Below are 21,895 nucleotides of genomic sequence, written 5' to 3'. Positions count from 1 at the left end.
ACATGGCGACGCTCCTGGCAACGGCCGGCCGCGGAAAATGCCCCGACGGCCGGCGCCAACACTGCGCGTCAAAGGTTAAGCGAGAGTGAGAATTGTTATCAACAAAGCCGCGCAAAGGGTGGGTGGGGCGAAAGGTCGCTGCTCGACCCGCTGCCCCGCGCCCCTCCCCGCCAAGCCTATCGGACCCCTGCCCCCTCGGTCAGCAGGCGGCGGATGGCATTGACCAGCGGCTTCATATGGAAAGTCGATTCCGGGGAAACGGCGACGGTGCCGCCGGCCGCCTCCACCGCCTCGGCCACCACCGGGCCGACGGCGGCGATCCGGGTCCTGGCGAAGCCCTGGCGGAACTCGTCGGCAAGGCCGCAGGCCTCCGCCACCTCATGCAGGCGCCGCACCTGGGGCGAGGCGGTGAAGGCGACGAAGTCGATCCGCCCGGCCGCCATGTCGCGGATGGCGCTCTGCACCGCCCCGGTCTCGGAATCGTCGGCGTAGCGGTAGGGCGTGACCGCCACCGGCGTGCCGCCGCGCGCCCGCACCGTCTCCAGCAGCGGCTCGTTCGGGTTGCCGGGGTAGAGCTGGATGCCGACGCGGCGGCCGGCCATATCCTCCTCCGACAGCATGGTGATGACGCCGTCGGTGGTCGGCGCGGGAGCGGACTTGAACGGGGTGCAGCCGATCTCCCGCAGAGCCTTCACCGGCTTCGGCCCGCGGACGAAGACGCGCGCCCGGCCGATGGCGGCGATCACCTCGGCCTCGCGCTCCATGGCGCGGGCGACCGTCATCAGCCGCCGCAGCCCTTCGCCGGTCAGCAGGACGATGTCGTCGAAACCTTCGGCCAGCAGCCGGTCCAGCCAGTCCCGGGCCGGCGCCGGGTCGTCGAGGTCGAGGATCTTCACCATCGGGCAGCGGATGGTCTCGGCCCCATGCTGTTCCATCATGCCGGCGAACAGGTCGAGATCCCGGCTTTCCGGCACCAGAATCCGCTTTCCCGCCAGATCTCCGCCCTGCTCGGCCATGGCCCGTCCCCCTGATCGCCTGTGTGATGACCGACAGACTAACAGGAGCCGGCGCGGGCGGTCACGCGGGTTGGGCCGCCACGCCGATTGCCGGCGGCGCCCCTACCCCCGCCGGCAATGCAGCAGGCTGAACAGCCCGAAGGGCGGCAGGGTGCGGATGCTCTCCACCGCCAGCCGCGATCCGGTCATCATGGCGTCCAGGGTGAAGTCGGGCCGCCAGCCCAGCTTCTTGGACAGCGGCGACAGCCAGCCCTCCACGGCACGGCGGACACCGGGGCGGGGGGCGGCGAAATGGTTGACGATCACGATGTCGCCACCGGGTTTGCAGACGCGCTCCAGCTCCGCCATCGTGCCCTGGGGGTCGGGGACGACGGTCATGACATACATGGCGACCACCACGTCGAAGCTGCCGTCGGCGAAGGCCAGCTTGCCGGCGTCCATCTCCAGCAGCCCTTCGACATTGTCGAGCTTCTCGCGCTCCACCCGCTCCTGCGCGACCTTCAGCATGTCGGTGGACAGGTCGATGCCGACGACGCGGTTGTCCTTGCGGTAATCGGACAGCGACAGGCCGGTGCCGACACCGACCTCCAGGATCCGCAGGTTCCCGCGGCGGTTCAGCCACTCCACCGCCGCATGGCGGCCGGACGCCAGAAGCACCCCGAACACCTTGTCGTAGAATCCCGCATAGCGACGGTAGGCGGCGCGAATGGAGTCGGCGTCCATGATCCTGTTTTCCCCTCTCTCGATCCCGATTCCGGGTCCCGTCCAAAGGTCAAGCCCAAGCCGGCAGGGGCGCACCATAGCCGGCTTTGCAGATTCATGAAAGTGACGCAAACAACAGAAGCGGCGCGATGTCGCAACCGGGCGCACCATTCATTTGGCCTATCCATTTCGTCGACTGATCCCATTGTTTTTGATTGAACGTTCATTCAAAGATGTTCGGCCCGTTTCTCTGGGGATTCTCGACGCTCCCGGTGCATACCACCGCAGGCAAAAGGCGCTGGACAGCATCGCCCCTGCGGTCCCATAGACGGGGGATGGCCGACATCGTCTCCACCCGTCCGCTGCGGCGCCGCAGGCTGGCGCTCCTCGTCGCGGCACTGGCCGCGGTCACGGCGCTGGCCTGCTGGGGCGCCTACCGCTGGGCGGAGGCCGATGCGCGGTCGGCCCTGATCCTGAACGGCGACCAGCGGCTGGGGCTCTATGCCAGCAGCATCCGCAACGCGGTCGGCCGTTACGACTATCTGCCCTTCCTGGTCGCCCGCGACCATGAGGTGCTGGACCTGCTGGACTCACCGTCGGCCGCCTTGCGCGACGCCGTGAACCGGCGGCTGGAGACGGCGAACGCGGCGGCCGGATCGGCGGCGCTCTATGTGGTGGACCGCAGCGGGCTAGCGCTGGCGGCGAGCAACTGGGCCGATCCGGCGCAGAGTTTCGTCGGCCAGAACTACGACTTCCGCCCCTATTTCCGGCAGGCGGTGGAGGCCGGCAGCGGGCGCTATTTCGGCATCGGCGTCACCACCGGCCTGCCCGGCTATTTCCTGTCGCATGCGGTGCGCCTGGGCGAACGGCTGATCGGCGTCGCCGTGGTCAAGATCGACCTGGAACCGCTCCAGCGCGACTGGGCCGCCGGCGGCGAGCGGGTGCTGGTGACCGACGAGAACGGCATCGTCTTCCTGTCCAGCCATGCGGACTGGAAATACCAAGCGTTGCGCCCGCTCCCCGACGCGGTGAAGGCGCGGCTGGCACAGACCCGCCAGTACGACCGCAGCGAGGTGATGCCGCTCGGCCTCCATGACGGGCCGGTGATCGAAGGCGGCGCCCGGCTGGTCGGCCTGCCCGATCCGGTTTCCGGCCGCGGCGGACAGCCCCTCTGCGCGCCTATCTGATGCAGGAGCTTGCCCTGCCCGAGTTCGGCTGGACCATCCGCCTCCTGTCCGATCTGGAGCCGGTGAAGGCCCAGGCGGCCGGGGCGGCGGTGCTGACCGCAATGGGATTCCTGCTGCTGGCCGCCGCCCTGGCGCTGGGCTGGCAGCGGCGGCAGACCCTGCGGCTGCAGCGGGAGGCGCGGGCGACGCTGGAGCGCCGGGTGGAGGAGCGCACCGCCGAACTGCTGACCGCCAACCGCGTCCTGCGCGAGGCGCAGGAGGAGCTGGTGCAGGCCGGCAAGCTGGCGGCGCTGGGCCAGATGTCGGCGGCGCTGGCCCATGAGATCAACCAGCCGCTGGCTGCCATCCGCACCTTCGTCGCCTCCACCCGGCTGCTGGCGGAGCGGGGCGAGACGGCGATGGTCCGCGACAACCTCGCCATGATCGGCGATCTGGCGGAACGGATGGCGGTGCTGTCCGGCCATTTGAAGGACTTCGCCCGCAAGGGGCCGGCGCGTGTGGAAGCGGTGCCGGTCGCCCGCGCCATGGAGCGCGCACTGGCCCTGCTCGCCCCCCGCCTGCGCGAGGAGGAGATGCGGGTGGAGCAGTCGATTCCGCCTGACGCCCGCGTGCGCGGCGACGCGGTGCGGCTGGAACAGGTCTTCGTCAACCTGCTGCGCAACGCCGCCGACGCCATGGACGGCTGCGACGAGCGGCGCCTGACCCTGACCGCCGCCCGCAACGCGGAGGGCTGGGAGATCCGCATCCGCGACAGCGGCACCGGCATCGCCGAGGCGCACCAGTTCCAGCTGTTCGACCCCTTCTTTACCACCAAGGAGGTCGGACAGGGGCTTGGCCTGGGGCTGTCGCTGTCCTATGGCATCGTGCGGGACTTCGGCGGCACATTGAGGGCGGAGAACAATCCGGACGGCGGCGCCTGCTTCATCGTCCAGCTGCCGGAGGCCCAGTCATCCGATGCGGAGCGAGGAGCGAGATGAAGACCGATCCGGCCGCCACCCCCGTGCTGTTCATCGACGACGAGCCGGCGATGCGCGTGTCGGTGACGCAATGGCTGCAGCTGGCCGGCTTCGCCGCGCAAGGCTTCGAAACACCGCAGCCGGCGCTGGACCTGCTGTCGCCCGACTTCCCCGGCGTGCTGGTCACCGACGTGCGGATGCCGCGCATGGACGGCATGGCGGTTCTGGAACGGGCGCTGGAGCGCGACGCCGACCTGCCGGTGATCCTGGTGACCGGTCATGGCGACGTGGCGCTGGCGGTGGAGGCGATGCGGCGCGGCGCCTACGACTTCATCGAAAAGCCCTTCGAGCCCGACCATCTGGTCGCCGTCATCCGCCGCGCGGCGGAGAAGCGGCGGCTGGTTCTGGAGAATCGCGGCCTGCGCCGCCGGGCGGGCGGCGGCGGGATCGAGACGCGGCTGATCGGCACCTCCCCCGCCATCGCCGAGCTGCGGCGCGACCTGATGGACCTCGCCGCCACCAGCGCCAGCGTGCTGATCCACGGCGAAACCGGCACCGGCAAGGAGCTGGTCGCCCGCTGCCTGCATGATTTCGGCGCCAGGGGGCGGAAAGGCGCCTTCGTTGCCGTCAATTGCGGTGCCATCCCCGACAGCATGGCGGAAAGCGAGCTGTTCGGGCACGAGCCCGGCGCCTTCACCGGCGCCACCCAGCGCCGCGCCGGCAAGCTGGAGCATTCCAGCGGCGGCACCCTGTTCCTGGACGAGATCGAAAGCATGCCGATGGCCATCCAGGTCAAGCTGCTGCGCGCCCTGCAGGAACGCACCATCGAACGGCTGGGCTCCAACAAGCAGGTCCCGGTCGATTTACGGCTGGTGGCGGCGACCAAGATCGACCTGCTGGACCTCAGCGAGGAGGGGCGGTTCCGCGCCGACCTCTATTACCGGCTGAACGTGGCGGAGCTGCACATCCCGCCGCTGCGAGCCAGGGCGGAGGACATCCCGCTGCTGTTCGACTATTTCGCCGCCGAGTTCGCCACCCGCCATGGCCGGGAGCCGCGCCTGCTGGAGCCGGCCGACCTCGACGCCCTGCTGGCCCATGACTGGCCCGGCAATGTCCGCGAGCTGCGCAACCTTGCCGAACGCCATGTCCTGTCGGTCGGGCGGAGCGGCGTCGCCGGGCTGCTGCGCCGCCGGCCGGTCGGCGGCGAGGCCGCAGCAGCCCCCGCGCGCTCGCCGATCAGGTCGATGCGTTCGAAAGGCGCGCGATCGAACAGGCGCTGGAGCGCTGCAAGGGTGATATCAAGGCGGTGATGGACCTGCTGGACATCCCCCGCCGCACCCTGAACGAAAAGATGGCCCGCCACGGGCTGGACCGCAGCCGGTTCCTGCCGCGGGGGTGAGCGTCCATTACCACCAGTGGCGCTGCTGACGGCCGGTGCGCAGGCGGGCGACCTCCACCAGTTCGGCCGGATCCTGGGGCTTGCGCAAATCCTTCACCACCGCCAGCAGGGCGCCGCCGCGCTCGACCTCGGCCACCGTCGGGCCGGTCATCAGCGTGTCGCAATCCTCCTGGGTCGGGGCGATGAAGAAGTCGGCGCGGGTCCAGTCGGTCACCCAGCGCATGTTGGCCGGCGCCAGCTTCTCGAAGGCCAGCGGTTCCGCGCAGACTGCGACGCTGTAGGTGCGGTGACGGTGGGTGCGCGCCTCCTCCTCTGCGATCACCTCCGACAGGGTCTCCACCGCTTCGGGCAGGCTGTTGGCCCAGTAATCGACATCGTATTTGCGCACGGCACCAGCGACGCCGCCGACCAGTTCGTTGAAATAGACATATTCGTTGGGGTGAAGGCTTTCCAGCACAACCGCCTCGCGGCCGAGGACGAGCGCCAGCGCGAGACCGGCCAATGCCGAAGCGGAAAGACCGCGTCCGGTACGCTGCGACACGCCCAACTTCCAGGCGCCGGCCCATCCCAGCAGGCGGTCGAGCCCGATCCCGCCCAGCACCGCCAGCGGCGGCAGCACGAACAGGAAATGGCGGATCGCGGTATAGCCGGGGGCATGGGTGACGGTGAACCAGACCACCGGGAACAGCGCGGCGAGTGCCACCAGCCCGCAAGCGACCGCGCGCGCCCATCCCTCCTCCTCCCGGCCCTTCTCTCCCACCGCGAGGTCGGGGCGCATCATGCCGGGCAGCACCAGCAACCCCAGCGCCGCCCCGGCCAGCATCACCAGCGGCAGCTTGATGGCGAGATACCAGGCCAGATAGCTGCGCGGCACCTCGTACATCCAATATTCGGTGCCGCCCAGCATGGTGCGGATCGGGTAGTTGAAGTGCGAGAAATCGGCCAGCGCCCGCAGGGGATTCAGCTGTTCCAGCACCGCCCAGGGCCAGAAGACCGCCATCACGCCATAGACCACCGGAAGGGCCGGCAGCAGGCGCAGCGCGCCGGATATGCCCTGGCGCAGCCGGGCCGCGGAGAGGCCGCCGGCCAGCACCCAGCCGACCAGCGCCGCCGCCACATAGCCGGCCAGCATCAGCGCCCCGACCCGGATCCCCAGCGCCAGCCCCACGACGAGGCCGAACCCCAGCACCGTACCCCAGCGCGGCCGCGGCATCTGCCCGACGATCCGGATCAGCAGCGCCACCGCCGCCATCATCAGCACGGCGAAGGGCACGTCCTTGGTGTGGTTGAACAGGCCACCGTACCAGGGGCCGCACAGCGCCAACAGCAGCCCGGCGAGCAGCCCCGCCCGCGGCCCGGCCAGCCGGCGCCCGACCGCCCAGACCACCGCCACGCCCGCCACCCCGGTCAGGGCGCACAGCAGGTGCCGCGTCTCGTAGGGATCGAAGGGCAGCAGCGGCGCGAGCGCCACCGCCGCCATGTCGAACAGCCCGCCGTAAAGATAGAGGTTCTTGTAGGTGAAGGCAGAATCGTCGGTGAAGCCGCTGCGGTACCAGTCAATCAACTTGGCGCCGTAGACATGCTGCACCTCCTCGTCGTTGGAGATGCCGTAATGGCGGAAGGTGGCGGCGACCAGAACCAGCAGCGCCAACAAGCCGAATGCCGCGGCAAGGTCCCACGGATCGCCGAAAATCCTGCGGAAAACGCAGGTCTTCCCCGTCACGCGCCACTCTCCCCATTTCCAAGTCGCACCGGCGTAGTCCGCCTGCCCCATGACAAGGCGGCCGCCCGCTTCACGGCCGCAGGAAGTATCGGTTGCCTCAGCTTGTCATGTGAATTCTCTGACACACACTCGGGGGGACCCCGTACCGCGTGCGGGGCGCGGAGGCAGAGAAAACCAGTGCAAGCGCTGCCAAGGCTTTCCCGCAAATTACCTCAAATATTCGAACCGCCTCGCCGGTAGCCTGTCATATCCCCATGCGACACCGTAGCGCGGTCTACCGTTAGGGATTTCGTTCAATATTCGGACAACAATTTCCTGAACGGCACCTTGCACGACAAGGCGACTGCAATACGCCGAAAGGTGGTGGTCAATGACCAAATCTTCTCTTTCTATCCGCGCGAAGCTGCTGATGCTGGTGGCGACAGCCAGCCTGGCCTGCATGGCAATCGCAGGCGCCGGGCTTTATCTCAGCTACAACCGCATGTACCAGGACCGCGTCGATGCCCTGCGCTTCATGGTCGAGGCCGGGCACAGCATGGCGGCCCGATTCGAAAACGAGGTCGCGGCAGGACGCCTGTCCCGCGACGAGGCGCAGGCCCGCTTCAAGGATGCCTTCCTCGCCATCCGCTACAGCGGCGACGAGTATCTGTTCGCGCACACCTACGACAATGTCGGCTTCGCCCACGTCAACAAGGCACTAATGGGCAAGGACGTGTCGGGGATCAAGGACGCGGCGGGCGTGCCGGTCATCCCGGCGCTGATCGGCATCGTCAGGGCCAGGGGCGAAGGAACCTACGCCTACGACTGGCCGCGCACGGTCGGCGGCAGCGAGACGGCGGTGAAGCTGGCCTATGTGAAGGGGTTCCAGCCCTGGCGGATCTTCATCGGCACCGGCGTCTTCATCGACGACCTGTGGACCGAGTTCCTGTCGCAGCTCTGGACCCTTCTCGGCGTCATCGCGGTGCTGGCCCTGCCGGCCATCGTCCTGCTGGCGCTGGTCGGGCACAACATCAGCGCCACCATCCGCTCCCTGGCCGACCGCATGCGGTCTATGGCCGACGGCGACCTGACCGTCACCTTCCCGGAAATCGGCCGCGGCGACGAGCTTGGCGACATGAGCCGGGCCACGCAGGTGTTCAAGGAGAACGCGCTGGCCAAGCAGCGGCTCGAAGCCGAACAGGCCGAGCAGGCCCGCCGCGCCGAAGCGGACAAGCAGCGCGCCATCGCCGATCTGGCCGACCGGTTCGAGCAGGCGGTGGGCGGCGTCATCCATGCGGTGGTCGAGGAAACAGCGGGCATGGAAAGCCGGGTCGGCGCGGTGACCCAGGCGGCGGACCAGACCGGCCGGCTGGCCAGCGACGTCGCCGTGACGACGGAACAGACCTCCGCCAACGTCCAGACCGTCGCCGCCGCGACGGAGGAGCTGACCAGTTCCATCGGCGAGATCAGCAGGCAGGTCGGCCAGTCGTCCGAGATCGCCCGCGAGGCGGTCGGCATCGCCGAGCGCGCCAACGGCAAGGTCGACGGGCTGGCCCAGGCCGTCCAGCGGATCGGCGCGGTGGTGGAACTGATCAACTCCATCGCCAGCCAGACCAACCTGCTGGCGCTGAACGCCACCATCGAGGCCGCCCGCGCCGGCGATGCCGGCAAGGGATTCGCCGTGGTCGCCAGCGAGGTGAAGGCGCTCGCCAACCAGACGGCGAAGGCCACCGACGACATCGCGGTCCAGGTCGCCGACATCCAGTCGATGACCGGCGAGGCGGTGGGAGAACTGCAGGAGGTGGTCCGGGTCATCGGCCACATCAACGAGGTCGCCACCTCCATCGCGTCCGCCGTCGAGGAGCAGGGGGCCGCGACCCGCGAGATCAGCCGCAACATCCAGCAGGCAGCCCAGGGCACGCAGACCGTCTCCGACAGCATCGGCGGCGTCAACCAGGCCGCCGGCCGGAGCGGCAAGGTCGCCTACGAGGTTCTGACCTCCGTCCGTCAGCTGTCCGGCCACACCGACACGCTGAGCCGCGAGGTGGACCGCTTCCTTTCCCAGGTGCGCGCCGGGTGACGCCCGGTGTGACGCCCGAAACGATCTAAAGCCCGCTTTAGCTCATTGACGTTGACTTCCCCCTGCGCCCGTGGCGAAATCCGCTGGCGCAGGGGATTGTCCATGTCCGAACGGGATCGGGTTTACGGCGTGACGGAACTGGCGGCGGAGTTCGACCTCACGCCGCAGGCGTTGCGCTTTTACGAGGAGAAGGGACTGCTGACGCCGCAGCGGGCGGGGGACGCCGTGTATTCACCTACCGCGACCGCGCGCGGCTGATCCTGATCCTGAAGTTCCGGCGGGTGGGATTCTCGCTGGAGCAGATCGCCGAATATCTCGCCCATTACCGCTCGGGCCGGCCCAGCGCCGGGCAGTACCGCGACGGGCTGAACAAGATCCGGACCCGGCTGGCCGAGCTTGAACGGATGCAATCGGAAATCGCCGAGGTGATCGTCGAGTTGAAGGCGATGGAGGCCGACGCCGAACGGCGGCTCGCCACCTGCGCGCATGACGAAGACCCGAGGCGGAAGACGCCCACACAGAAGAGAAGCGAACCGGGAGTGAAACGATGCTGCGTGGAATGATGATGAACGAGCCGCTGCTGGTGACGTCGATCCTGCGTCATGCGGCGCTCTACCACGCCGACACCGAGATCGTGTCGCGCACCACCGAGGGGCCGATCCACCGCTACACCTATGCCGACGCCTGGGTCCGCGCGCAGAAGCTGGCCAACGCGCTGGCGGCGCTGGGAATGAAGCCGGGCGACCGCATCGGCACGCTGGCCTGGAACGGCTACCGCCACCTGGAATGCTATTACGGCATCGGCGGCTCGGGCATGGTCTGCCACACCATCAACCCGCGCCTGTTCCCGGAACAGATCGCCTACATCGTCAACCACGCCGAAGACCGGCTGCTGTTCACCGACCTGACCTTCGTTCCGCTGCTGGAGGGCATCGCCCATGAGCTGACCGGGCTGAAGGGCATCGTCGTGATGACCGACCGGGCCAACATGCCGCAATCCTCGCTGCCCGGCCTACTGTGCTACGAGGATCTGCTGGCCGACCAGCCCGGCAGCTTCGACTGGCCGGAGTTGGACGAGACCACCGCCTGCGGCATGTGCTACACCTCCGGGACCACGGGCAACCCGAAGGGCGTGCTGTACAGCCACCGCTCCTCCTACCTGCACGCGATGGCCGCCTGCATGCCGGACGTGTTCGGCCTGTCGGCGGCGGACGTGGTTCTGCCGGTGGTGCCGATGTTCCACGTCAACGCCTGGGGCGTTCCCTATGCCGCGCCGATGGTCGGTGCCAAGCTGGTCTTCCCCGGCGGCAAGCTGGACGGCGCCAGCCTGTACGAGCTGTTCGAGGCCGAGAAGGTCACCAACACCGCCGGCGTGCCGACGGTCTGGCTCGCCCTGCTGAACTGGCTGGATGCGAACAAGAAGAAGCTGACCAGCATGCGACGGATCGCCATCGGCGGCTCCGCCTGCCCGCCGGTGATGATCCAGCGCTTCCGCGAGATGGGGGTGGAGGTTCTGCATGCCTGGGGCATGACGGAAACCAGCCCGCTCGGCCTCGCCAACATGCCCAAGGGCAAGCATGCGGGGCTGAGCGCCGACGACGCCCTGGCGCTGGCCTCCAAGCAGGGGCGGCCGATCTGCGGCGTGCAGTTCCGCGTCGTCGACGGCTCCGGCAACGACGTGCCGCGCGACGGGACCAGCTTCGGCCGCCTGCTGGTGCGCGGCTCCACCGTCTGCTCCGGCTATTTCGGCGTGACCGAAAGCCCGGCGCACCAGATGGTGCCGGGATGGTTCGAGACCGGCGACGTGGTGACGATGGACGCCGACGGTTATGTCCAGATCGTCGACCGCACCAAGGACGTCATCAAGTCCGGCGGCGAGTGGATCAGCTCCATCGACCTGGAGAACATCGCCGTCGGCCATCCGGGCGTCCAGGAAGCCGCCGCCGTCGCCGTCCCCGACGAGAAGTGGGGCGAGCGCCCGGTCCTGGTCGTGGTGCGCAAGCCGGACTCGGCCGTCACCCGCGAGGAGCTGCTGGCGGTCTTCGAGGGCAAGGTCGCGAAATGGTGCATCCCCGACGACGTCCGCTTCGTCGACAGCCTGCCCCACACCGCCACCGGCAAGCTGCTGAAGAGCGAGATTCGCCACATGGTGACCAGCCCCGAGGGGGTGTGAGGATAGGCCGGCCGGGAGGGCGGATCCCGTTCCGCCCTCTCCACTCGACCTCTTCACTCGGCGGCGATCAGTCCGGCAAGCCGCCGACGCTGGATTTCGGCGCCGACCTCCGATGCGACGCGCGCAAGCTCGATCATCCGGGGGTCGGGATGAAGGTCGCTGTTGCGCTCGAACCAGACCAGCACCTCGGCCAAGCGCCACAGGCTGGGATTGCCGGTATAGACCGGGTCGGGGAATGCGGCCGTCACCGTCCTGATCTCGCCGGCCGCATATTTCCGGATGTTCTGGCGCGAACAGCCGACGATCTCGGCCAGATCCGCGAGATTCACCAGATCCGGCGCGATTTCGGCCAGTCGGGCACCGGGGATCGCCGACAGCACGTCCGCGATGGCGGAACGGACCGCCGCTTCTGCGGAATCCGCCTCCCGCGAGAAATCCAGCGCGATGGACCCGCGCCGGCCGGTGCCGACCGTGGCGTCGTCGCAGCCCGCTTCGAACAAGGGATCGAGCCATGCCGTCGGCTCTTCCCGGCCCGGCGGCAGGCTGAATTTCAGGACGAATTCCCACATCCTACACCCACTCCCTACGGCTTGCCTGCGACCTGACGGCCCGCATAGATACAGCCATCGACCGCCCTGCGGATCTTGCGCGCCTCGTTCTCCGGCACTCTCGGCGTGCTCCACACCGAGATCTGGCAGAATTCCCCGCACCGGCAGTCGCTCTCGTTGTTCGGGCAGCGCAGCAAGCCCCAGCAGTGCCCATGCCCCTTGAGACAGGTCCAGCCCCGGCTCTCCGCATAGAGGACGGCGTCTTCGATCTCCTTCTTCGGATGCCTGCTCCGCGTCACTGCGATCTCCAACGCATGAGTATGGGACCGCAAAATCAGTTGTCAACCGACAACCCGGTTGTTTCCGCGGCACGTCTCTTCTCTCATTCCATGCCGGGCGGTCATCCTGCAAGCGTATGGTGTTTCAGGCCGTCCGAAAAGAAAACGGGCCGGACGGCATGAACCGTCCGGCCCAGTGTCCTCGCTGGACCGGCGAGGACGACGCACCCGAGGGAGGAGCGCGCAACCGAAATCAGATTAGCGGCGGACGGATGGCTCGACCTGTCCGTCTGCGTCAAAATCTTTGCGAATTCCCACCATCGCGTCCGCCTCAGCGGTCCGACCGCACTCGCGCCACGGCGTCGCGCCAGCCGCCATAGAGGCGGTCGCGCTTGCCCTGCTCCATGCGCGGGTCGAAGCGGCGCTCGCTGCCCCAGGCGGCGGAGACAGACTCCAGCCCGTCGAACACGCCGACCCGCAAGGCCGCAAGGCAGGCGGCGCCCAGCGCCGTGGTCTCGATCACCTTCGGGCGCTCGACCGGCATGTCCAGCAGGTCGGCCAGGAACTGGCAGAGCCAGTCGTTGGCGGCCATGCCGCCGTCGACGCGGAGCGCGTTGATGGTACCGCCCCAGTCGCCGCCCATCGCCTCCATCAAATCGCGGGTCTGGTAGGCGACGGCCTCCAGCGCAGCGCGGGCGATGTGAGCGGGGCCGACGTCCAGCGTCATGCCGAAGATCGCGGCGCGGGCGTCCGAATCCCAGTGCGGCGCGCCCAGGCCGACGAAGGCGGGGACGAAATAGACGCCGTGGCTGTCGGGCACGCGGGTCGCCATGTCGTCGGTCTGGCTGGCATGGGTGATGATGCCGATGCCGTCGCGCAGCCACTTGATCGCGGCACCCGCCACGAAGATCGAACCTTCCTGAGCGTAGGAGGTCTTGCCGTTCAGCCGGTAGGCGACGGTGGTCAGCAGCCGGTTCTTGGACACGACCGGCGTCTCGCCGGTGTTGATCAGCGCGAAGCAGCCGGTGCCATAGGTGGATTTCGCCATGCCCGGCGTCAGGCAGGCCTGCCCGAAGGCCGCCGCCTGCTGGTCGCCCGCCACGCCGGCGATGGGGATCGGCCGGCCGAGCAACTCCGGATCCGTAGCGCCGAAGTCGTCGGAGCTGTCGAGGACCCGCGGCAGCATGGCGCGCGGCACGCGGAACAGCGCCAGCAGCTCGTCGTCCCAATCCTGGGCGTGGATGTCGAACAGCATGGTGCGCGAGGCGTTGGTCGCGTCGGTCGCATGCACCTGCCGGCCGGTCAGGTGGTAGATCAGGAAACTGTCGATGGTGCCGAAGCACAGCTCGCCACGCTCGGCCCGCGCACGGGCGCCCGGCACGTGATCGAGGATCCAGGCGATCTTGGTGGCGGAGAAATAGGCGTCGATCAGCAGGCCGGTCTTGGAGCGCACCAGCTCGGCATGGCCGGCGGCGACCAGATCGTGGCAGAGCGCGGCGGTGCGGCGGTCCTGCCAGACGATGGCGCGGTGGATCGGCTCGCCGGTGGCGCGGTCCCACACCACCGCGGTCTCGCGCTGGTTGGTGATGCCGATGGCGGCGATGGAAGCGACGTCGATCCCCGCCTTCTCCACCGCCTCGCGGGCCACGGTGCGGACGTCGCGCAGGATGTCGGCCGGATCATGCTCCACCCAGCCGTCGCCGGGATAATGTTGGAGAAACTCGCGCCGCGCCTCGGCCAGCGGAGTCCCCCGGCCGTCGAACAGGATCGCCCGCGACGAGGTGGTGCCCTGGTCGATGGCGAGGATGTAGCCGGCCTTGCTCATGGTGCGTGTCCCCCGTGGATTCTCGGACTTTATGCCCTCCCCCGCTCCGGAAGAGGGAGGGACCCGCCGAAGGCGGGAGGGTGAGGGGCGATCCGGACATGGATTTCCGATCCCTGGATCAGCCCTCACCCTTCCCAAGCTTCGCTTGGGCCCCTTCCCTCTCCCGGGACGGGAGAGGGGACCTTCACTGAATAAGAGAGGGGCGACGGCGTGCCGCCGCCCCGAGGTTAACCCCCGACCCAACCAGGACGAAGTGCCGGGAGGAAGAACCGTCCTGCCGGCCCGTTACTGGGCGCGGCCTTCCTTCCAGGCCTTCAGCAGGTCGTCATAGGCGATGGTCTGGCCCTTGGGCTTCTCGTTCTCGAGCTTGGCCTTCGGGGCGCCGGGGGCGGCGAACCACTCCTTGGCGTCCTTCTTCGGGTTCAGCTTGGGCGCGCACTCGCCACCGATGTTGGCGCGCTCCATGCGGGCCAGCACCTGCTCCATCTGCTCGGCCAGATTGTCCATCGCCTGCTGCGGGGTGCGCTCACCCGTCACGGCCTCGGCGATGTTCTGCCACCACAGCGGGGCCAGCTTCGGATAGTCCGGCACGTTGGTGCCGGTCGGGGTCCAGGAAACGCGGGCCGGGCTGCGGTAGAACTCGACCAGACCGCCCAGCTTCGGGGCCACCTGGGTCATCGCCTCGGACCTGATGTCGCTGTCGCGGATCGGCGTCAGGCCGACCAGCGTCTTCTTCAGCGACGCGGTCTTCGACACGGTGAACTGGGCGTAGAGCCAGGCGGCCTTGCGGCGTTCGGCCGGGGTGGACTTCAGCAGCGTCCAGGACCCGACGTCCTGGTAGCCGAGCTTCATGCCCTGTTCCCAGTACGGACCGCGCGGCGAGGGGGCCATGCGCCACTTCGGCGTGCCGTCGGCATTGACCACCGGCAGGCCCGGCTTGGTCATGTCGGCGGTGAAGGCGGTGTACCAGAAGATCTGCTGGGCGACGTTGCCCTGGGCCGGCACCGGGCCGGCTTCGGAGAAGGTCATGCCGGCGGCTTCGGGTGGGGCGTACTTCTTCAGCCAGTCGATGTACTTGGTCAGCGAATAGACGGCGGCCGGACCGTTGGTGTCGCCGCCGCGCGCGACCGAGGCGCCGGACGGACGGCAGCCCTCGACGCGGAGGCCCCACTCGTCCACCGGCTTGCCGTTCGGCAGGCCCTTGTCGCCGGCGCCGGCCATCGACAGCCACGCGTCGGTGAAGCGCCAGCCGAGCGACGGGTCCTTCTTGCCGTAGTCCATGTGGCCGTAGACGCGGACGCCGTCGACTTCCTTCACGTCGTTGGTGAAGAAGTCGGCGATGTCCTCATAGGCCGACCAGTCGAGCGGGACGCCCAGCTCGTACCCGTACTTGGCCTTGAACTTCTCCTTCAGGTCGGGACGGGCGAACCAGTCGGCGCGGAACCAGTAGAGGTTGGCGAACTGCTGGTCGGGCAGCTGGTAGAGCTTGCCGTCCGGGCCGGTGGTGAAGCTGGTGCCGATGAAGTCCTTGATGTCCAGCGTCGGCAGGGTGACGTCCTTGCCCTCGCCCGTCATGAAGTCGGACAGCGGGACCGCCTGGCCGTAGCGCACATGGGTGCCGATCAGGTCGCTGTCGTTGACGTAGGCGTCGTAGACGTTGCGTCCCGACTGCATCTGCGTCTGCAGCTTCTCGATGACGTCGCCTTCCTGGATCAGGTCGTGCTTCAGCTTGATGCCGGTCAGCTCGCTGAACAGGCGGGCCAGCGTCTTCGATTCATATTCGTGCGTGGTGATGGTTTCGGAGACGACGTTGATCTCCATGCCCTTGAAGGGCTCGGCCGCCTTCACGAACCATTCCAGCTCCTTCATCTGCTCGTCCTTGGACAGCGTGGAGGGCTGGAGTTCCTCGATGATCCGCTTGGCGACGGCTTCCTGCTCCGGCGTCATGGCGGCGGACGGCGCGGCCGATCCCATCGCCAGCAGAACGCCGATGCCGCCGGCCATCACCGCGCCGGTCAGACGGCGCCGCAGAGTCTGGTGCTGAAGCATGGTTCCTCCCACTTGATCGACTTGATGTCGGGTTGACGTTTCGTATTGCTCTTACCGCAGTCCCCCGGCTTGGCGGAGGCGGCGGATCCCTTGAAAAGCTGACCTTCTCAGCCGAAGCGGATCACGATCGCGATCCACGCCAGCGAGACTGCGAAGGCGCCCCACAGCGACACGTCGGTCGCGGCGAGCCAGCCGAGATGGATGAAGGCGCTGCCCAGCAGGCCGATGAACAGGCGGTCGCCGCGGGTGGTGCGCATCGGCAGGAAGCCCTTGGCCTCCACCGTCGGCGACACCACCTCCCACACCGTCATGCCGGCCAGCATCAGGGCGATGCAGAGGAAGAAGATCGCGGTCGGCGTGGTCCACGCCATCCATTCCATATCCATGACGCGCGGCCTCCCTTAGACGCGGCCCAGGGCGAAGCCCTTGGCGATGTAGTTGCGGACGAACCAGATCACGAGCGCGCCCGGCAGGATGGTCAGCACGCCGGCCGCGGCCAGCAGGCCCCAGTCCATGCCCGACGCGCTGACGGTGCGGGTCATGGTGGCGGCGATCGGCTTGGCGTCGACCGAGGTCAGCGTGCGGGCCAGCAGCAGCTCCACCCAGCTGAACATGAAGCAGAAGAAGGCGGTGACGCCGACGCCGGCCCGGATCATCGGCAGGAACACCGTGCCGAAGAAGCGCGGGAAGCTGTAGCCGTCGATGTAGGCCATCTCGTCGATCTCGCGCGGCACGCCGGACATGAAGCCTTCCAGGATCCAGACCGCCAGCGGCACGTTGAACAGGCAGTGGGCCAGCGCTACGGCGATGTGCGTGTCGAACAGCCCGACCGTCTGGTAGAGCTGGAAGAAGGGCAGCAGGAACACGGCCGGCGGCGCCATCTTGTTGGTCAGCAGCCAGAAGAAGACGTGCTTGTCACCGATGAAGCGGTAACGCGAGAAGGCGTAGGCCGCCGGCAGCGCCACCGTCAGCGAGATGATGGTGTTCAGCGTCACATAATAGATCGAGTTGATGTAGCCGCTGTACCAGCTGGGATCAGTGAAGATGACGGCATAATTGCGCAGCGTCGGGTTGTGCGGATAGAGCGTCAGCCCCGACAGGATCTCCTCGTTCGTCTTGAAGGACATGTTGACCATCCAGTAGATGGGCAGCATGAGGAAGACGATGTAGCAGACGAGGACAATTGTCCTTTTGGACACCCCTGCGGTGGAGCGGCGGATGTTTGCCGGTGCTGCCAACGAACCGGGGGCGAGAACAGCGGCCTTGCTCATTTCTTCTCTCCCTCGCCGGTGCGGGTGATGATGGTGTAGAAGATGAAGCTGAACAGCAGCACGATCAGGAAGTAGACGATGGAGAAGGCCGCGGCCTTGCCGATGTCGAACTGACCAACTGCCATCTGCGTCAGATACTGGCTGAGGAAGGTGGTGGAGTTGCCGGGACCGCCGCCGGTCAGCACGAAGGGCTCGGTGTAGATCATGAAGCTGTCCATGAAGCGCAGCAGCACCGCGATGATGAGGACGCCGCGCATCTTCGGCAGCTGGATGTAGCGGAACACCGCCCATTTCGACGCGCCGTCGATCTTGGCCGCCTGATAGAAGGCCGGCGGTATCGACTGCAGGCCGGCGTAGCAGAGCAGCGCCACCAGGCTGGTCCAGTGCCAGACGTCCATCACCAGCACGGTCAGCCAGGCATGGACCGAGTTGTTGGTGTAGTTGTAATCGATGCCGATGGCGCGGAAGGTGGCGCCCAGCAGGCCGATGTCGCCGCGGCCGAAGATCTGCCAGATGGTGCCGACCACGTTGAACGGGATCAGCAGCGGCAGTGCCAGCAGCACCAGCGTCAGCGACGTCTTAGCGCTGCGACCGCCGGGCATGCCGAGCGCGATCAGGATGCCGAGCGGGATCTCGATCGCCAGCACCGCCAGCGAATAGATGATCTGGCGGATCAGCGCATCGTGCAGCCGCTCGTCGGCCAGCACCGCGGAGAACCATTCGGTGCCGACGAAGAAGGTCTGGCCGGGGCCGAAGATCTCCTGCACCGAATAATTGACCACCGTCATCAGCGGGATCACCGCGCTGAAGGCGACGATCAGAAAGACCGGGATGATGAGGAACCAAGCCCGGTTGTCCTGGACCTTATCCATGGCTCTTGGCTCCTTAACCGACCAGATGGCTGTCGCGGTAGAGCTTGGTCCACCGGGTGGGGAAACGGATGGCGGCGTCCAGCGCCGGGATTTCCTGCTCCTCGCTCAGCCGGGCCTTCAGCGTATGGCTGCCCAGCCGCACCGTCGCCAGCTTGGAGGTGCCGAGATCGTCCACGCCGGTGACCTGCACCGGGATGGATCCTGCACTGCCGCTGCGCGTCAGCTCCAGGAATTCCGGCCGGATGCCCAGCTCGAACTTGCCACCCACAGCGGGGACGGCGCGGTCGGGCAGCGGGATGGGGATCCCGTCCACCAGCGCATGGTCGTTGCCCAGCGTGCAGGGCATCAGGTTGATGCCGGGGCTGCCGATGAAATAGCCGACGAAGGTGTGCAGCGGGTTCTCGAACAGCTCCTGCGGGGTGCCGAGCTGGACCATGGCGCCTTCGTACATCACCGCGACCTTGTCGGCGAAGGTCAGCGCCTCCACCTGGTCGTGGGTCACGTAGATCATGGTCAGGCGGTATTCCTCATGGATCTGGCGCAGCTTGCGCCGCAGGATCCACTTGGTGTGCGGGTCGATGACGGTCAGCGGCTCGTCGAACAGGATGGCCGCCACGTCGGAGCGCACGAGGCCCCGGCCCATGGAAATCTTCTGCTTGGCGTCCGGCGTCAGCCGCTGGGCGCGCTTCTTCAGGTCGGCGGTCAGGTCCAGCGCCTCGGCCACCTGCCGCACGCGGCGGTCGACGTCGGCAGCCGGAACCTTGCGGTTGCGCAGCGGGAAGGCGAGATTCTCGTACACCGTCATGGTGTCGTAGATCACCGGGAACTGGAACACCTGGGCGATGTTGCGCTCTTCCGGGGTGCAGCGGGTCACGTCCAGCCCGTCGAACAGCACCCGCCCCTCGCTGGGCACCAGCAGGCCGGAGATGATGTTCAGCAGCGTGGACTTGCCGCAGCCAGACGGACCCAGCAGCGCATAGGCCTTGCCGTCCTCCCACTCCTGCGACAGGCGGCGCAGGGCGTAGTCCTCAGGCTTGGACGGGTGCGGGTGATAGGAGTGGCCGAGATTGTCGAATTGGATGGTCGCCATCGCTCCCGCCCCCTTAAGCGATGTTGCGCAGCGCGCCGCGCCGCCAGTTGGGTGCCGCCACCAGTTGCCCGGCGGTGGAGAAGACGAAGATGCGGTCGGGATCGGCATAGACCTGGATCTCGCTGCCGATGGGATGGCTGTGCACCCCGTCCTCGCGCGCGATCAGCGTGGTTCCGCCATGGTGCAGGTGGATGAAGGTCTCCGACCCGCTGATCTCCGACAGCTCCACCCTGCCCTTGATCGGCACCAGCCGTTCGTTCCGGCGCAACACCGTCAGGTGGTTGGCGCGGATGCCGACCTTGCAGGGGCCGGCCGGCAGGTTGCGGTCATGGGCCGACAGCGGCAGGCTGGTGCCGTCGGACAGCGCCACCCGGTCGTTGGTCAGGATCGCGTCCACCACGTTCATCGGCGGGTCGCTGAACACCTCGGCGCAGTCCAGCGTGGCGGGGGCGTGGAACACGTCGCCGGTCGGCCCGGTCTGCAGCATCCGCCCCTCGTGCAGGACCGTGACGTTGCCGCCGAGGATCAGCGCCTCCTGCGGTTCGGTGGTGGCGTAGACGACGGTGGTCTTGCCGTCCGCGAAGATGTCGCGCAGCTCGGCGCGCAGTTCCTCGCGCAGCTTGTAGTCCAGGTTGACCAGCGGCTCGTCCAGCAGAAGCAGGCCGGCGCCCTTCACCAGCGCGCGGGCGATGGCGCAGCGCTGCTGCTGGCCGCCCGACAGTTCGGCCGGAAGCCGCTGTAGATAGGGCTCGATCCGCAGCATGGCGGCGGTGCGGCGCACCTTGGCGTCGATCTCCGCCTTGTCCTTGCCCTGGCGGCGCAGCGGCGAGGCGATGTTCTCGTACACCGTCATCGCCGGGTAGTTGATGAACTGCTGATAGACCATCGCCACGTCGCGATGGCGCACCGACGTGCCGGTGACGTCCTTGCCGTTCTCCAGCACCCGGCCGGCATTGGGCGCGTCCAGCCCGGCCATCAGCCGCATCAGCGTCGTCTTGCCGGCCAGCGTCCGCCCCAGCAGGACATTGAAGCTGCCGGGTTGCAGCTCCAGCGACAGCGGGTGGAGATGCTGCTCGGCGCCGACGCGCTTCGCCACGCCTTCCAGTGTGAGTGTCACCGTAGTCCTCCCATCGACCGCAGGCCGGCGGTATCACCGCTCGTATCCCTGTTGGCCGTAGCTTCGCGGCGCCGGTCGAACCAGCCACCGATGGCGTCCCGGATCGCAGCGTCCAGGTGCAGCCCAAGTTTGGAGCGCCGCCACAGGAAGTCGTCGCCGGTCATGGCGAACTCCTCCCGCATGGCGTAGTCGAGTTCGGCTTCAAAGACGCCGCCCCCGAAATCGATGCCCAGGTCGCCCAGCCCCTTGGCGTCGCCCAGCAGCCGCTCGACCCGCGTGCCGTAGGCGCGCGCCAGCCGATGGGCCATCGCATCGGGCAGCCAGGGCCGGCTGCGCTTCAGCCCGGCCAGGAAGCCGGCGAAATCGGCGTCGGCGATGTCGCCGCCGGGCAGCGGCGCGTCGGCAGTCCAGGTGGCGCCGCCCTTGCCGAGCGCCTTGCCCAGCTTCTCCGTCGCCTCCTCCGCCAGCCGGCGGAAGGTGGTGATCTTGCCGCCGAAGATCGACAGCATCGGCGCCTCGCCGGCCGGCTCGTCCATCTCCAGCACATAGTCGCGGGTGACGGCCGAGGCGTTGCCGCTGGCGTCGTCGAACAGCGGGCGGACGCCGCTGTAGGTCCACACCACGTCGCTCTCGCGCACGGGCTTCGCGAAATAGCGCGAGACCGCCCGGCACATGTAGGTGATTTCCTCAGGAGCGATCGCCACCGCGCCGGGATCGCCAGAATAATCGAGGTCGGTGGTGCCGATCAGGGTGAAATCGCGCTCGTACGGGATGGCGAAGACGATGCGGCGGTCGTCGTTCTGGAAGATGTAGGCGTGGTCGCCGTCGAACATCTTCGGAACGACGATGTGGCTGCCCTTCACCAGACGCACCGACTTGTCGACGGTGACGCCGGTGCGCTTGGCGATCATCTCGCGCACCCAGGGGCCGGCGGCATTCACCAGCGCGCGGGCGCGGACGGTGCGGGTGGCGCCGGTGTTCACGTCGACCAGCGTCGCTTCCCACAGCCCGTCGCGGCGGACCGCCCTGTCGCAGCGGGTGCGGGTCAGGATCTCCGCCCCGCGGGCCCGCGCGTCCATCGCGTTCAGCACGACCAGCCGGCTGTCCTCCACCCAGCAGTCCGAATATTCAAACGCCTTGGTGAAACCGCCCGACAGCGGCCTTCCGGCCGGCGAGCTGGTCAGGTCGACGCCGTGCGAACCCGGCAGAAGCTTGCGCTTTCCCAGATGGTCGTAAAGGAACAGTCCGATGCGCACCATCCAGGCCGGGCGCATGCTGCTGTCATGGGGCAGGACGAAGCGCATCGGCCAGATGATGTGCGGGGCCGCGCGCAGCAGCACCTCGCGCTCCTGCAGCGCCTCGCGCACCAGACGGAATTCGTAATATTCGAGATAGCGCAGGCCGCCATGAATCAGCTTGGTGCTGGCCGACGAGGTGGCGCCCGCAAGGTCGCCCTGTTCGCACAGCACCACCGACATCCCGCGCCCGACCGCGTCGCGGGCGATACCCGCCCCGTTCACGCCGCCGCCGACGATCAGCAGGTCGGTAACCGCGGACTCGTTTGCCATGAGTTCCTCTCCGTACCGCGCCGGTTCCTTGCGAACCCGGCCGCTTTCGTTTCGGAACATAT

General features: G+C 67.9%; 18 protein-coding genes and 1 pseudogene. 7 read left to right on the top strand and 12 right to left on the bottom strand.

The annotated features are described in order from the left end of the window. Positions 1 to 176 precede the first annotated feature (176 nt). Together AB8P05_RS29800 and AB8P05_RS29795 are read right to left on the bottom strand one after the other, a co-directional pair. A complete protein-coding gene (locus AB8P05_RS29800) occupies positions 177 to 1,016 on the bottom strand; it encodes a uroporphyrinogen-III synthase (protein ID WP_472761995.1) in 840 nt (279 codons plus the stop codon). 102 nt (positions 1,017 to 1,118) lie between these two features. Then, on the bottom strand, positions 1,119 to 1,739 hold the full coding sequence (locus tag AB8P05_RS29795; protein ID WP_194914501.1) for a class I SAM-dependent methyltransferase: 621 nt from the start codon (positions 1,737 to 1,739) through the stop codon (positions 1,119 to 1,121). A gap of 314 nt (positions 1,740 to 2,053) precedes the next feature. On the opposite strand from AB8P05_RS29795, the gene AB8P05_RS29790 reads away from it, so the two are divergent. From AB8P05_RS29790 to AB8P05_RS29780, 3 genes and pseudogenes are all read left to right on the top strand, one after another. Then, positions 2,054 to 2,905, top strand: coding sequence for a cache domain-containing protein (locus AB8P05_RS29790; RefSeq protein ID WP_472761994.1), 852 nt, complete (start codon positions 2,054 to 2,056; stop codon positions 2,903 to 2,905). After that, positions 2,905 to 3,882 (top strand): sensor histidine kinase, encoded by a 978-nt coding sequence (locus AB8P05_RS29785; RefSeq protein WP_472761993.1) that lies wholly within the window; start codon positions 2,905 to 2,907, stop codon positions 3,880 to 3,882. Before AB8P05_RS29790 ends, AB8P05_RS29785 begins: the two co-directional genes overlap by 1 nt. Further along, a pseudogene (locus AB8P05_RS29780) lies at positions 3,879 to 5,260 on the top strand (sigma-54-dependent transcriptional regulator). Before AB8P05_RS29785 ends, AB8P05_RS29780 begins: the two are co-directional and overlap by 4 nt. A gap of 7 nt (positions 5,261 to 5,267) precedes the next feature. Here the strand turns inward: AB8P05_RS29780 and AB8P05_RS29775 are convergent. Continuing rightward, positions 5,268 to 6,983, bottom strand: a complete 1,716-nt coding sequence (locus AB8P05_RS29775; RefSeq protein ID WP_472761992.1) for a glycosyltransferase family 39 protein — start codon at positions 6,981 to 6,983, stop codon at positions 5,268 to 5,270. A gap of 370 nt (positions 6,984 to 7,353) precedes the next feature. On the opposite strand from AB8P05_RS29775, the gene AB8P05_RS29770 reads away from it, so the two are divergent. From AB8P05_RS29770 to AB8P05_RS29755, 4 genes are all read left to right on the top strand, one after another. Continuing rightward, a complete protein-coding gene (locus AB8P05_RS29770) occupies positions 7,354 to 9,042 on the top strand; it encodes a methyl-accepting chemotaxis protein (RefSeq protein WP_472761991.1) in 1,689 nt (562 codons plus the stop codon). A 102-nt stretch (positions 9,043 to 9,144) separates the two neighbouring features. After that, entirely contained in the window at positions 9,145 to 9,300 is a 156-nt protein-coding gene (locus AB8P05_RS29765) for a MerR family DNA-binding transcriptional regulator (protein WP_472761990.1), read from the top strand. Then, positions 9,297 to 9,605, top strand: a complete 309-nt coding sequence (locus tag AB8P05_RS29760) for a MerR family DNA-binding protein (RefSeq protein WP_472762008.1) — start codon at positions 9,297 to 9,299, stop codon at positions 9,603 to 9,605. The genes AB8P05_RS29765 and AB8P05_RS29760 overlap by 4 nt, the downstream gene beginning before the upstream one ends. Then, positions 9,590 to 11,215: a 3-(methylthio)propionyl-CoA ligase gene (locus AB8P05_RS29755; protein WP_455175764.1), complete on the top strand. Its 1,626-nt coding sequence runs from the start codon at positions 9,590 to 9,592 to the stop codon at positions 11,213 to 11,215. Before AB8P05_RS29760 ends, AB8P05_RS29755 begins: the two co-directional genes overlap by 16 nt. Before the next feature lie 53 nt (positions 11,216 to 11,268). Here AB8P05_RS29755 and AB8P05_RS29750 read toward each other — a convergent pair whose 3' ends face one another. The 9 genes from AB8P05_RS29750 to glpD all read right to left on the bottom strand — a co-directional run bounded on the left by AB8P05_RS29750 (position 11,269) and on the right by glpD (position 21,833). After that, a complete protein-coding gene (locus AB8P05_RS29750) occupies positions 11,269 to 11,784 on the bottom strand; it encodes a hypothetical protein (protein ID WP_472761989.1) in 516 nt (171 codons plus the stop codon). Between the two features lie 588 nt (positions 11,785 to 12,372). Then, entirely contained in the window at positions 12,373 to 13,866 is a 1,494-nt protein-coding gene (glpK, locus tag AB8P05_RS29745) for a glycerol kinase GlpK (protein ID WP_472761988.1), read from the bottom strand. Between the two features lie 285 nt (positions 13,867 to 14,151). After that, complete coding sequence (locus tag AB8P05_RS29740; protein ID WP_472761987.1) at positions 14,152 to 15,915, bottom strand: ABC transporter substrate-binding protein; 1,764 nt, start codon at positions 15,913 to 15,915, stop codon at positions 14,152 to 14,154. Between the two features lie 107 nt (positions 15,916 to 16,022). Then, entirely contained in the window at positions 16,023 to 16,295 is a 273-nt protein-coding gene (locus tag AB8P05_RS29735) for a DUF2160 domain-containing protein (RefSeq protein ID WP_455176064.1), read from the bottom strand. 21 nt (positions 16,296 to 16,316) lie between these two features. Next, a complete protein-coding gene (locus tag AB8P05_RS29730; RefSeq protein ID WP_149201473.1) occupies positions 16,317 to 17,069 on the bottom strand; it encodes a carbohydrate ABC transporter permease in 753 nt (250 codons plus the stop codon). A 113-nt stretch (positions 17,070 to 17,182) separates the two neighbouring features. Then, on the bottom strand, positions 17,183 to 18,058 hold the full coding sequence (locus tag AB8P05_RS29725; protein ID WP_310119221.1) for a carbohydrate ABC transporter permease: 876 nt from the start codon (positions 18,056 to 18,058) through the stop codon (positions 17,183 to 17,185). A 13-nt stretch (positions 18,059 to 18,071) separates the two neighbouring features. Further along, positions 18,072 to 19,148 (bottom strand): ABC transporter ATP-binding protein, encoded by a 1,077-nt coding sequence (locus tag AB8P05_RS29720; protein ID WP_472761986.1) that lies wholly within the window; start codon positions 19,146 to 19,148, stop codon positions 18,072 to 18,074. A 13-nt stretch (positions 19,149 to 19,161) separates the two neighbouring features. Next, the gene (locus AB8P05_RS29715; RefSeq protein ID WP_455175768.1) at positions 19,162 to 20,265 is read right to left on the bottom strand and encodes an ABC transporter ATP-binding protein; all 1,104 of its coding nucleotides are present in this window, start codon (positions 20,263 to 20,265) and stop codon (positions 19,162 to 19,164) included. Beyond that, entirely contained in the window at positions 20,262 to 21,833 is a 1,572-nt protein-coding gene (glpD, locus tag AB8P05_RS29710; protein ID WP_472761985.1) for a glycerol-3-phosphate dehydrogenase, read from the bottom strand. The genes AB8P05_RS29715 and glpD overlap by 4 nt, the downstream gene beginning before the upstream one ends. Positions 21,834 to 21,895 lie beyond the last annotated feature (62 nt).

This window comes from Azospirillum sp. VT-I1 (genome assembly GCF_055698305.1).
The sequence above is the reverse complement of the archived record's forward strand: the minus strand, read 5'-3'. Positions and strand labels throughout refer to the sequence as shown.